Here is a 13,540-nt window from a genome sequence, read left to right on the forward strand (position 1 = left end):
TTTCAAATCATACAATGACTACATTACTGGTTTTAGTTGTTTTAGTTCTAGTGGCAATCGCAATTTGGCAGATGACAAAGATGTTCGAATTTGCCCAACTCAAAGCAAATACTTCGGAGATAGCCAACGATAATGACAATAAGTACAATGGGTATCTATTGTTTGCCTTTTTGATTTTTATCTATGGCATTACCATTTTCAGTTTTTGGAAGTACTCCAAGGTATTGCTTCCGGAGGCGGCTTCCGAACATGGTGGAGAATATGATTATTTAATGTTGGTATCCTTTATCATCATTTTCTTTGTACAGACCATTACCCAGGCATTGCTGCATTATTTTGGGTATAAGTATAGGGGAGAGAAAGGTAAGAAGGCCCTTTTTTATGCAGATAATGACCGCTTGGAATTTATATGGACAATAATTCCCGTAATCGTATTGGCCGGACTCATATTATGGGGCTTGTATACATGGACAAATATCATGGATGTCAATGACGAGGATGACCCGTTAATAGTGGAGCTATATGCCCAACAATTTAACTGGACGGCCAGATATGGCGGAGAGGATAATGTTCTGGGAGCGGCCAACGTAAGAATGATAGATATTGACAAGGCGAACGTATTGGGACTGGACGAGTCCGACTCCTATGCCTCGGATGATATAATCGTAAAGGAACTTCATTTGCCTGTAGGCCGAAAGGTAAATTTTAAAATGCGTTCCCAGGACGTATTGCATTCTGCCTATATGCCCCATTTCCGGGCCCAGATGAACTGTGTGCCGGGAATGACAACCGAATTTTCGTTTACTCCCATAACCACAACGGCTCAAATGAGGCAAAACCCGGATGTTGTTGAAAAGGTAAAACGTACCAACGCACTTAGAGCTGAATGGGCCGCAGAAGGAAGACCAAATTCCGACCCATGGGAGTTTGACTATGTGCTCATTTGTAACAAAATATGTGGTAAGTCGCACTACAATATGCAAATGAAGATTATTGTAGAGACCGAGGAAGAATACAATGAATGGATAAAGTCCCAAAAGACCTTTGCGGAAACCGTTATGGTAGCGGACGTACAGGAACCGGATTTCAATCCAGTTGGAGCGGAAACGGCGGAGCTATCTTATAAGGCACAGGATTAAGAATATTGCTAGAAAGGGAAAAGATAATTAAAAAAGTAAAATTATGTCTGTTACGGCACAAGCACATGTAGAGGACCATGCACATGATCATGGGCATCATCACAAAGAGACATTTATAACCAAATACATCTTTAGTCAGGATCATAAAATGATAGCCCGACAGTATTTGATTACGGGGCTCATAATGGGTTTTGTTGGAATAGCGATGTCCCTATTGTTTCGGATGCAACTGGCCTGGCCGGGGGAATCCTTCCCTATATTTGAAACTTTATTGGGTAAATGGGCTCCCGATGGTGTTATGGATGCGGATATCTACTTGGCCTTGGTTACCATACATGGAACCATAATGGTGTTTTTTGTACTTACTGCGGGATTGAGCGGTACCTTTAGTAACCTTTTGATTCCCCTGCAGATCGGAGCTAGGGATATGGCATCAGGTTTTTTGAACATGGTGTCGTATTGGTTATTTTTCCTGTCCAGTGTAATTATGGTGATATCGCTTTTTGTTGAGGCCGGTCCGGCTTCAGCAGGGTGGACGGTATACCCACCTTTAAGTGCCCTTCCGATGGCCCAATCAGGATCAGGTATGGGGATGACTCTTTGGCTGGTATCCATGACTATATTTATTGCTTCATCCCTTTTGGGATCTTTGAATTATATCGTTACGGTACTGAACCTAAGGACCAAGGGTATGTCCATGACCCGTTTGCCGTTAACGATTTGGGCATTTTTCGTTACAGCGGTAATCGGTGTAATTTCCTTCCCCGTTCTTTTATCCGCTGGCCTATTATTGCTCATGGATAGAAGTTTTGGCACATCGTTCTTTTTATCGGATATCTTTATTCAGGGAGAAGTTTTGCATTATCAAGGAGGATCTCCGGTATTGTTCGAGCATCTTTTTTGGTTTTTGGGTCACCCAGAGGTCTATATTGTAATCCTACCCGCTATGGGTATTGTTTCCGAGGTAATGTCCGTTAATGCCCGTAAACCTATCTTCGGATATCGTGCCATGATTGCCTCCATATTGGCCATTGCGTTTTTATCCACAATTGTTTGGGGGCATCATATGTTCATTTCCGGGATGAACCCATTTTTGGGGTCTGTATTTACCTTTACTACGCTATTGATTGCCATACCCTCGGCGGTAAAGGCATTTAATTGGATAACGACCCTATGGAAAGGAAATTTGCAGCTAAATCCTGGAATGCTATTTTCCATTGGAATGGTTTCCACATTTATAACGGGAGGCTTAACCGGTATTATTTTGGGCGACAGCACCCTGGATATAAACGTGCATGATACCTATTTTGTAGTGGCGCACTTCCATTTGGTAATGGGTATTTCAGCACTATATGGTTTATTTGCCGGAGTGTACCATTGGTTCCCAAAAATGTTCGAAAGCAAAATGATGAATAAAAATTTGGGATATGTCCATTTTTGGATTACGGCAATAGGTTCCTATGGAATATTCTTCCCCATGCACTTTGTTGGCATGGCTGGAGTGCCTAGGAGGTACTATGAGAATACCGCCTTTCCTATGTTCGATGAATTGACGGATGTGCAAGTCCTTATGACGGTCTTTGCATTGATAACCGCTGGAGCACAATTGGTCTTTGCCTATAACTTTATCAGCAGTATCTTCTATGGTAAAAAAGGCCCCAAGAACCCTTGGAAAGCAACTACTTTGGAATGGACGGCAGAGGTAAAACATATTCATGGAAATTGGGACGGTCCCATACCTCATGTTCATCGCTGGGCCTATGATTACAGTAAGACTGATGAAAATGGGGAATACATTATTCCAGGGCAAGATTTTGTACCTCAAACGGTGCCCTTACAAGAAGATGAGGAAGAACTAAATCATTAACACCAAACTAATTTAAATAAAAAATGCCCGTACTACTAAGTCGGGCATTTTTTTTTGATGGTTATTGAAAAAAGACAATCTCGCTTTTTTGTAATATCTTAGTAAAGCCCTATTTGAAATCCCCATTTAAATTCGTTTTAGTAATGGGTGTACCATTGACGGGCGCTGAAATCCTCCATGAAATATAACCTGTTATGAAACACGTTTTTCTTATTGCACTGATTATGTTCACAGGGTTTGTACACGCCCAACGCAAACCTAAGATTAAGGGAAATAGAAGCATTGTGCAGGTAAACGAGAACTTGCCCCCATTCAATGCCATACAACTTATCGATGATTTGGAGATTGTTTTAAAGAAATCCTTTGAAGAAGGTTATACCATTGAAGCCGATGATAATTTAATCGATGTCCTAAAATTTGAGGTTAAGGACGGTACGTTGTTCATCAGTTCCTTTTATAAGATTACGGCTAAAAAAAAGTTGGAAATTATAATCAATTATAGGGAATTGGAGTCAATAACCATGGAGAATGGTAAGATGAACTCAGATGATGTAATCTCTTCCGATGAATTGCACATTAAAACTTCGGGCCCTTCACGATTGGAATTGAATGCCAATGCAACTATAACACATCTTGCCATGGAAGGGATAAGTTCCGGGGATTTTAATTTTGCAAGCGACTCTATAGATGTTCAATTAACGGACCGTATAGACGCTCGCATATATGTGGTTGGGGAGAGTTCCCACGTCTCCATGCAAAAGAATGCCACGGCAAGGTTGGAAGGCACCACAGACAGTCTACAGGTACTATTATATGGGAATGCCAATCTTAAAGCGGAGAGATGCGAGGCAACTTCGGTTAAGGCCTTTTTAGAGGAATCTCCGGATGCCAACATTTATGCCATAACAAATTTTGAACTTTCTTCCAAGGGTTCTTCCAAGGTTAATCTATACGGAAACCCCAATATTAAGATTTCGGAGTTTTTAGACACTTCCAAGCTCCATAAAGCACTAGATTAAACTGCAATCGGAGCGGTGATACAATGTTCTGGAATACCAAAGCCATCCACCAAAACCTCCATATGTGGCCTAAGCTCGGAACATAGACGTTCTACCCTTTGCCTTATGGCCTTCGATTTGGTACGTCCTATATAACCCTGCTCCAAGTACCATTCGGCATCCTGTCGGATTTGATATAGGGCGTAAAGCGTTCCCAGCTTTTGGAACAATAGACGGTTTTTTTCATCTACTATGGAGGATGAAAAATTGGAAAACAAGGTGTAGGACAGTTCTATGCTATACGCCTTACCCAGGGCCAATAGATGTGTCTGCACTTTCAGGAATGCTTGATAGGAAGGTACGCCTTTTTTTATTTGATCCCGTATTCGCATGGCCAAGGTATACGTAAGCCTTTTGGTCCTGTAGTTAAAGGCGTGTCCGTGAAATTTGGGGTTGTACAGATGTTCCTTATCCGTTTTATTGGTGTAGACAGGGTTAATAGCGGAAAGCCTCTCGCCAAGTTGGGTTGTGAGCAGGCGCAATACCGAGGAAAAACCGGCACTATTAAATTCGGCCCTAAAGTCTGAGAGAACTCCTTTAGCGGCCAATTGTAACAAGACAGTATTGTCACCTTCAAAAGTGGTAAAAATATCTACATCGCCCTTTAGGTCCGAAATACGGTTTTCGATTAGATAGCCCTTACCTCCACAAGCTTCCCTACATTCCTGGATGGCATCATTGGCATACCAGGTAATCAATGACTTTAGACCGGCCACTTGGGTCTCTACCTTGCGTTTATCCGTATGGTCTTCATTGCAATAGGCCTCCATAATCCTGTCCAAGGTAATGTGGTATACATAGGCACTGGCAACTAAAGGTGTAAGCCGAAGTTGATGGGTAGGATAATCCAGTAATAGGTCTTCCTGAATTTTAATGTTGTCATTGAACTGCCTTCTTCTTAAGGCGTGCTTCACGGAGATGGCCAATGCAAACTTTGCTCCCCCCAATCCGGCACGGGCCACACAAATACGCCCGCCCACCAATGTGCCTAGCATGGTAAAGAAGCGCTTATTTGGATTTTGGATATCTGAATGGTAGCTGCTATCATCGTTTATGTGGCCATACATGTTCAGTAGGTTCTCCCTTGGTACATGTACCTGATTAAACCAAATTTTCCCGTTGTCCACGCCATTAAGCCCTAATTTATATCCATTGTCCTCTACTTTTATTCCAGGAAGCAACCTATGTTCGTCATCCCGTAAAGGAACAAGAATGGCATGCACCCCTTCGTTTTTTCCATTTACGATCAATTGGGCAAATACCGTAGCCATTTTGGCATGTAGAGCGTTTCCAATATATTCTTTATTATCATTATCGCCAGGAGTATGAATTATAATTTCATCGGTTTTGGAATCATAGGTTGCCGTGGTCTTAATGCCCCTTACGTTGGAACCGTGTCCAGTTTCGGTCATGGCAAAACAGCCCAAAAGTTTGGCTTCCCCGGTTTTTTTAAGATACTGGTCATGATGTTTTTTGGTTCCCAATTTTTGGATGCTTCCCCCAAATAGCCCAAACTGTACCCCGAACTTTATGGTAAGACTGCCATCCACGTACATAAGGTTCTCAAAAATAGCGGCATACCCCTCCATATTTTCTGCACCACCATAGGATTCTGGATATGCCATGGCACCATAACCATTTTCTCCAAGAAACTGTACTTGCTCCAGAACCCGTTTTCTGAATTCATCCTTGTCCCTATGAATGTTCCAATCAAAAAGAGGATGGGATAAAAAAGAGCGAAAATTATCAATTACATTGTCATGCTTACCTTTTAATAGGGCATCCAATTCATGGGCATTGTAATAATGGGATGTTTTTTGGTGAATTACTTCTACGTCAAAGAGATGGTTATAGTGGTTGGGCTGTATACCAAGGTTTACTTCAATATACTTTAGATTTTCATTGAATGGACATTCATTATGATAACTGCACACTACTTTTTGACTAAAAGTGGCTAAGGGATAGGTATCACTTTCTACAAGCTTTACCTTAGACCTGGAAATGGTATGTCTCCAGTTTTTGAATTCCTTATTGGATGGAGGGTTTGTCCTTTTCAACCATTTGAACAAAGCGTCCTGTTCTTCTTTGGATAAAGAATTATCCTGTTCCAAAGCCTTTTCAATAATGGCAATCTCCGAAGCCGATAATAGATCATCTGACCATATGACATAAAAAAAGGGAATATATTGAAGAATCCCAGGGCTGTACTTTTCCATGTCCTGAATTTACGATTTTAAGGGAGAACCAAAAAAAGCCATGAGCCATAAAACAAAAACCCCTGATCGGACTCGATCAGAGGTTTTATATACAACTAAGTAAAAAAACTAAAACTATGCGGTTTCAGCAACTTTTGGACCGGCAGCAACAATTTCAGGGTTCACATTGGCCTTGAACTGCTCAAAGTTGTCATTAAAAAGCGTAACCAGTTTGTTTTTAACCTGGGTATACTTCTCTTTATCTTCCCAAGTATTTTTAGGAATCAAGACCTCTTCTGGCACATTTGGACAACTGGTCGGAATTTGGAAACCAAATTCCTCATCTGTAACATACTCTGCATTGTCAAAGTCGTGGTTATGAATAGCATCGATCATAGCCCTGGTATGTTTCAATTTCATGCGGGAACCACTACCGTTCCATCCGGTATTCACCAACCAAGCCGTTGCTTTGTGTGTTTTTATTTTTTCAGCCAATAACTCGGCATACCTGTTGGGATGCCACATCATAAAGGCAGCTCCAAAACATGCACTGAACGTGGCTTGGGGTTCGGTTACACCCATTTCAGTACCGGCTACTTTTGCCGTGTACCCAGAGATAAAGTGGTAACTGGCCTGCTCAGGAGTCAATTTGCTTACCGGAGGCAACACACCAAATGCGTCGCAAGTCAAGAAAATAATGTTTTCCGGATGACCTGCAATACAAGGAATCTGTATATTGTCAATGAACTCTATGGGATATGACGCTCTTGTATTTTGTGTTATGGAAACATCGGAATAGTCTACCTGACGGGTATCCTTATCATAGACAACGTTTTCAAGAACAGTTCCAAAGCGAATGGCGTTAAAGATATCCGGTTCGTTTTCTGCAGAAAGATCGATAGCCTTGGCATAGCAACCTCCTTCAATATTAAAGGTTCCTTTGTCTGTCCAGCAATGTTCGTCATCACCGATTAATTTACGTTTGGGATCTGCACTTAAGGTAGTTTTACCCGTACCGGAAAGACCAAAAAGAATGGAGACATCTCCTTTTTCACCTACGTTTGCAGAACAGTGCATAGGCATAACCCCTTCCAACGGCATAAGATAATTCATGACGCCAAAGAGACCTTTTTTCATTTCCCCGGCATACTGCGTACCTAATATCACAATTTCCTTACGTTCCAAGTTCACATCAATACTGGTCTTGGAAGTCATTTCGGATGTGTAACGGTTGGCTGGGAAACCACCGGCATTCATGACAACGTAATCCGGCTCGCCAAAATTGGCCAATTCCTCTTTGGTGGGCATGATCAACATATTCTGCATAAAGAGTGCATGATAGGCCCGTGTACAAATAATCCTGGTCTTTATCCTATAATCTGGATCCCAACCTGCAAAGGCATCTACAACAAATAGATGCTCACGGGTATTAAGATAATCCAGGGCACGTTCGTGGTTTACCATATAGGTGTGCTCGTCCAACCCAATGTTGATATCGCCCCAGTCAATATTGTTTTCAGAATCGGGATGCCGTACAATGCGTTTGTCCTTTGGACTACGACCGGTCTTTTCCCCAGAGTAGGTCATCAAAGCGCCTACATCGGAAATTGCAGTACCTTTTTCCAATCTCAGTCCCAATTCGTACAGCACAGGTACACTACTGTTTCGATAAATGGTTTCGGTATCTATACCGTATTTCCGAAGGTTAAATGCTTCTGCCATGTTCAATTGTTTTTAAAGTTGATATATAGTATTTGCTCATAAATTCTAGTGCAAATGTAGGGTACAGGGCATGGTAAAAAAGATGACAAATGTCATGTAGGCGAAAATCAATGGCCGGCCTTCAATGAATTTAACCTTAAGATAACCCAGATACAAAGCAATATTTTTGAATTTAATTGGTGCAACACTTCTACATGCTTTATTATCTTTGTTAGGATATGAATGAGAACTTGGATCCTACCGCACAGAACTTTTCGCAGGAAGAGCTGGATGTCGAAAGGGCATTAAGACCTGTTACGTTTGGGGATTTTACAGGACAGGAACAAGTGCTGGAAAATCTAAAGGTCTTTGTGCAGGCGGCCAATCTAAGGGGAGAGGCTTTGGACCATACCTTGTTCCATGGTCCGCCTGGCTTGGGAAAGACTACATTGGCCCATATTTTGGCCAATGAACTGGGAGTGGGTATCAAAATTACCTCGGGACCGGTACTGGACAAACCCGGAGATTTGGCCGGTCTGTTGACCAATCTCCAAGAAAGGGATGTGCTCTTTATTGATGAAATCCATCGGTTAAGTCCTATTGTGGAGGAATATCTTTATTCCGCCATGGAAGATTACAAAATTGATATCATGATCGAGACGGGCCCCAACGCTCGTACTGTACAGATCAACCTTAATCCGTTTACTTTAATAGGGGCCACTACACGTTCCGGTCTCTTAACGGCTCCCATGCGGGCCCGTTTTGGGATTTCAAGCCGATTGGAGTATTACTCCACAGAATTACTTTCCACCATAGTGCAGCGTAGTGCGGATATTTTAAAAGTACCTATTACCAATGAAGCAGCCATTGAGATTGCCGGACGTAGTAGAGGTACCCCAAGAATTTGTAATGCCCTTCTGCGCCGTGTCCGTGATTTTGCCCAAATCAAGGGTAATGGGAATATAGATATGGAAATCTCAAAGTTCGGTCTCAAAGCTCTGCATGTGGATGCCCATGGTCTGGATGAAATGGACAATAAGATTCTGACCACTATTATTGAAAAATTCAAGGGAGGTCCAGTTGGTATTACTACATTGGCCACTGCCGTTTCCGAAAGTGCGGAGACCATTGAGGAAGTCTATGAACCTTTTTTGATTCAACAGGGTTTTATAATGCGTACACCGCGGGGCCGGGAGGTTACGGAATTGGCCTATAAACATTTGGGACGGATAAAGGGTGGTGATCAGCCGGGCTTATTCTGATGAAAAATTTACCGAATATCCCCCGATATGAAGTGCTAAGGAACAGAAGGACGATTCTAAAAAACCCCTTACCCTTTCATCATCATTATTTCCAGAAATATGGAGACACCTTTCGGATAAATTTAGGTAGGAGCAATGACTGGGTTTTTACCAGGAATGCGGAATCCATACGGCATATACTTCAAAAAAACCACAAGAACTACGGCAAATCATCTTTGCAGACCAAGGAATTGGCCAAATACATTGGCCATGGACTGCTAACCTCCAATGGTGAATTTTGGCGAGTGCACCGAAGGATGATACAGCCGGCCTTTCATAAGAAAAAATTGGAAGGCCTAATAGACATGATGTATAGAACCATTGCGGCCGAGCTAAGCGAACTTCAAGTTAATTCCGAGTATGACATTTTTCCCATGATGGGAGATCTGGCCTTTCAAGTGGTGGCAAGATCCCTTTTTAGTGCGGACAATATCCGTGATAGGATGCAACGTCTAAAGGAGATTACCATAGCCAACCAAAAAATGTTGATCAAGGAAATGCGAATGCCCTATCTAAATTGGTGGTTCCATTTGAAAGGGGATATCCGAAGGCATTTAAAGCTATCTGCTGAGGCAAGACATTTGATTAATGGAATTGTTCAGGAACGCTTGGATTCCAATGAGAAAAAGGACGATTTGTTGGATATGCTATTGGATGCCCGTTATGAGGATGGTACGAACATGCCAAGGGAACAGCTGATAGATGAGGTAATGGTACTTTTTACGGCAGGTCATGAAACTACGGCCAATGCCTTGAGCTTTACCCTAATGTTATTGGCAAAACATCCAGAAGTCCAACAAAGACTTTTTAAAGAAGTAAAGGAAATTGATTTTGAAAAGGGAAATAATCTACAGGCTTTGACCCAATTGTCCTATACCCAACAGTGTATTGAGGAATCCATGCGCCTTTATCCCCCGGTATATTTTATGGATCGGGTTAGTTTGGCCGAAGATACCATAAAAGGGCATATATTTAAAAAAGGTACCGTATGGTTAATGAGCATTTATGAGTTGCACCGACACGTCGATTTCTGGGAAAACCCGTATCAATTTATACCCGAACGTTTTGCCCATGATGATAAAAAAGACTTTTCTTCTCATTACTTTCCCTTTGGGGCGGGACCTCGAATGTGCGTGGGCAATAATTTTGCCATGTATGAGATGATAATGACTATCAGCTTTTTAATCAAAAAGTATAGGTTATCCACGACTGGGGAAATTGAGGTTCATCCACTGATTAGCTTAAAACCTAAAGGGGCATTTATAAAACTTACAGCACGTACATAAATGTATGGAAAGGGCAGACATACGGTTTTGATAAAGGAAGAAGCAGAGCGTCTCGGTTTTTTATCCTGCGGTATTTCCAAAGCTGCGTTTTTAGAAGAGGAGGCCCCTAGATTGGAAAAATGGTTGAAAAGCGGTATGCATGGTGAGATGCATTATATGGAAAACCATTTTGACAAGCGCCTAGATCCCACAAAGCTGGTAGATGGGGCAAAATCAGTGATTTCATTGCTGTTGAATTATTATCCCTCCGAGAGCCAAATAGAAGATACCTTTAAGGTATCAAAATACGCCTATGGTATGGACTACCACCTTGTGATAAAGGAAAAGCTTAAAAACTTGCTCCAGTTTATTCAAGAAGAAATTGGCGAGGTTCATGGTCGGGCGTTTGTGGATTCCGCTCCCGTGTTGGATAAGGCATGGGCGGCGAAAAGTGGTTTAGGCTGGATGGGCAAACATAGCAACTTGCTTACGCAACAGGTGGGTTCCTTTTATTTTATTGCGGAGCTAATAGTGGATTTGGAATTGGATTATGATGCTCCGGTAACCGATCATTGCGGTTCCTGTACGGCCTGTATCGATGCCTGTCCCACAGAAGCCATCGTGGAACCCTATGTTGTGGACGGAAGCAAGTGCATATCCTATTTCACCATTGAGCTCAAAAATGAAATTCCAACTTCGGTAAAGGACCAATTTGAAGACTGGATCTTTGGTTGCGATATTTGTCAGGATGTTTGTCCTTGGAATCGATTTTCCAAATCGCATAACGAACCTTTATTTCATCCCAAACCGGAATTACTATCCATGACCAAAAAAGACTGGGAGGAAATAACGGAGGACGTCTTCAAAAAGGTTTTTCAGAAATCGGCCATAAAACGCACGAAATTTTCCGGTCTCAAAAGAAATATCAACTTCATTAAATAAATTTTAAGGGTAAGATTTTCAAAACCTTAGGGTTTTCTTTCCCTCTTTTTTTGTAAGCCGGAAAACGCAAACGTTTTCGTAATAAAATTTACCATTTTCTTTTTAAGATTTTTTTAAGAAGTCGTTAAAAACGCTATATTCGGAGACTGTTCTGTTTTGCGGATTCCTTAAAATTGGGCAATAGATATGTGCTATAGTTTAAAATAACAGCTATTGATTGTGGAAATGCCAAAATGAACCGATAAAACTGACTAAACTAAATCAACACTATTATGGGCGGATTGGAAACGTTGGATGTAATTGTAATTCTGGTTTATCTCGTAGGAATTATCATATATGGAATATCAAAGTCCAAAAGAAGCAGTTCGGAGGATTATTTTCTTGGCGGGAGGACCATGACCTGGCCCATTGTTGGTATTGCATTATTTTCAGCCAATATTTCCAGTTCCACCTTGGTGGGGTTGGCCTCGGATGGTTTTCAGACCAATATCAGTGTTTATAACTATGAGTGGTATGCCGTTGTAATCTTAATTTTCTTTTCCATTTTTTTCCTACCCTTCTACTTAAAATCTGGAGTTTACACCATGCCGGAATTTATGATGCGCAGGTACGATAAACGATCACGTTACTATTTTTCCTTTGTTACTATTTTGGGGAATGTCCTTGTGGACACGGCGGCCGGTCTCTATGTAGGGAGTATTGTTTTAAAATTGCTATTCCCTGAAATTAGCTCAACATACATTATCATTATGTTAGCCATCGCGGCTGCTGCATATACCATTCCGGGAGGCTTAAATTCCGTAATACAGACCGAAGTGATACAGGCCGTGCTTCTCATTATTGGTTCTTGTTTCCTTACCTATTTTGCTTTTGACCAATTGGGCGGTGGCTGGCAGGGAATGATGGGAAAATTGGATGCCATGTTAGCGGGCGGAGAGGTGAATTTTGGGGATAGGGCTGCCGAAGGTAAATATATTCCATCCAATTCGGATGAAGTATTTAGTCTGGTACGTCCGGACAATGATGAGTTTATGCCCTGGTGGGGATTATTGACCGGGGTTCCTCTTTTGGGCTTTTATTTTTGGGCCAATAACCAGTTTATGGTACAGCGGGTATTAGGGGCCAAGGACCTGAACCATGGGAGATGGGGCGCACTTTTTGCAGGATTTTTAAAACTCCCCGTTATTTTTATCATGGTGGTTCCCGGTGTACTGGCCTTGCTGCTTTTTAACAACTTGGATATTTCCGGACTTAATTACCCGGTGGCTGATGGCGGAATGTGCGAGAACCTGGCCGATTGTCCCAACCTTACCTATCCGGTATTGTTATTTCAATTACTGCCCACAGGAATTTTAGGTCTGGTAGTAGCGGGTCTTTTGGCGGCTATGATGTCCTCGGTTTCCGCGACCTTTAATTCGGCCTCTACATTGATTACGATGGATTTTGTAAAACAACTTCGCCCGGAAATGACAAGTAAACAATTGGTTCGGGCAGGTCAGATAGCAACCTTGGTTTTGGTGGTCCTGGCTTCAGCATGGGTTCCCTTCATTGAAAAGGTAAGCGACTCGCTATGGGGCTATTTGCAATTGGTCATCGCATTTACCAGTCCTCCTGTGGTATCTGCGTTCATATTAGGACTTTTTTGGAAAAGGGCGAATGGTACTGGAGCCTTTGTTAGTTTGTTGGTCGGTGGTGCCTTCGCTCTTTTTATGATATTGTCGGCGGCATATGATATTTCCCCTTACCTTAATGATTTCCACTTTCTGGCAAAAGCAAATCTATTGTTTGTTATAAGCATTATTGTCCATGTGGTTGTTAGTTTGGCGACGGGTCTTCCAGATGAGGAGCAGGTAAAAGAGTATACCTACAAAAAAGAAATGTTTACCGAGGAGACAGAAGAGCTAAGTGCTCTCCCATGGTACAAAAATTATCGGTATTTAGCCATTATATTATTGGTAGTTACTGCAATCGTAGTAGGTTCATTTTGGTAGTTTAAGTTTAACATTTGGGAAAGCATCAATAATTTTATTGGTGCTTTTTTATTTTTGGGAACCCCATTCCTAAAAGATTAG

The 13,540-nt window shown here is 41.8% G+C and carries 9 protein-coding genes; 7 read left to right on the top strand and 2 right to left on the bottom strand.

The genetic code is table 11. The features are described 5' to 3' along the window. Positions 1–14: 14 nt before the first annotated feature. The 3 genes from ACP2AF_RS09005 (at position 15) to ACP2AF_RS09015 (ending at position 4,025) form a co-directional block, all read left to right on the top strand. Positions 15–1,139: a cytochrome c oxidase subunit II gene (locus ACP2AF_RS09005; RefSeq protein WP_425235844.1), complete on the top strand. Its 1,125-nt coding sequence runs from the start codon at positions 15–17 to the stop codon at positions 1,137–1,139. Positions 1,140–1,182: 43 nt separating this feature from the next. Beyond that, positions 1,183–3,006, top strand: coding sequence for a cytochrome c oxidase subunit I (locus tag ACP2AF_RS09010; protein ID WP_120712326.1), 1,824 nt, complete (start codon positions 1,183–1,185; stop codon positions 3,004–3,006). A gap of 194 nt (positions 3,007–3,200) precedes the next feature. After that, positions 3,201–4,025 carry a GIN domain-containing protein gene (locus ACP2AF_RS09015; protein ID WP_425235845.1) on the top strand — a complete coding sequence of 275 codons (825 nt, stop codon included), beginning with the start codon at positions 3,201–3,203 and terminating at the stop codon, positions 4,023–4,025. On the opposite strand, the gene ACP2AF_RS09020 is transcribed toward ACP2AF_RS09015, so the two are convergent. Then, the gene (locus tag ACP2AF_RS09020; protein WP_425235846.1) at positions 4,022–6,280 is read right to left on the bottom strand and encodes an acyl-CoA dehydrogenase; all 2,259 of its coding nucleotides are present in this window, start codon (positions 6,278–6,280) and stop codon (positions 4,022–4,024) included. The genes ACP2AF_RS09015 and ACP2AF_RS09020 overlap by 4 nt on opposite strands. Before the next feature lie 114 nt (positions 6,281–6,394). Then, positions 6,395–7,981 (bottom strand): phosphoenolpyruvate carboxykinase (ATP), encoded by a 1,587-nt coding sequence (gene pckA, locus ACP2AF_RS09025; RefSeq protein WP_425235847.1) that lies wholly within the window; start codon positions 7,979–7,981, stop codon positions 6,395–6,397. 218 nt (positions 7,982–8,199) lie between these two features. On the opposite strand from pckA, the gene ruvB reads away from it, so the two are divergent. The 4 genes from ruvB to ACP2AF_RS09045 all read left to right on the top strand — a co-directional run bounded on the left by ruvB (position 8,200) and on the right by ACP2AF_RS09045 (position 13,459). Further along, entirely contained in the window at positions 8,200–9,222 is a 1,023-nt protein-coding gene (gene ruvB, locus ACP2AF_RS09030) for a Holliday junction branch migration DNA helicase RuvB (protein WP_425235848.1), read from the top strand. Then, positions 9,222–10,547 (top strand): cytochrome P450, encoded by a 1,326-nt coding sequence (locus ACP2AF_RS09035; RefSeq protein ID WP_425235849.1) that lies wholly within the window; start codon positions 9,222–9,224, stop codon positions 10,545–10,547. Before ruvB ends, ACP2AF_RS09035 begins: the two co-directional genes overlap by 1 nt. Beyond that, the gene (gene queG / locus ACP2AF_RS09040; RefSeq protein ID WP_425235850.1) at positions 10,548–11,468 is read left to right on the top strand and encodes a tRNA epoxyqueuosine(34) reductase QueG; all 921 of its coding nucleotides are present in this window, start codon (positions 10,548–10,550) and stop codon (positions 11,466–11,468) included. A gap of 272 nt (positions 11,469–11,740) precedes the next feature. After that, the gene (locus ACP2AF_RS09045) at positions 11,741–13,459 is read left to right on the top strand and encodes a sodium:solute symporter (RefSeq protein WP_425235851.1); all 1,719 of its coding nucleotides are present in this window, start codon (positions 11,741–11,743) and stop codon (positions 13,457–13,459) included. The last annotated feature ends 81 nt before the right edge of the window (positions 13,460–13,540 follow it).

It is taken from the genome of Ulvibacterium sp. (assembly GCF_965248315.1).
Classification (GTDB): domain Bacteria; phylum Bacteroidota; class Bacteroidia; order Flavobacteriales; family Flavobacteriaceae; genus Ulvibacterium.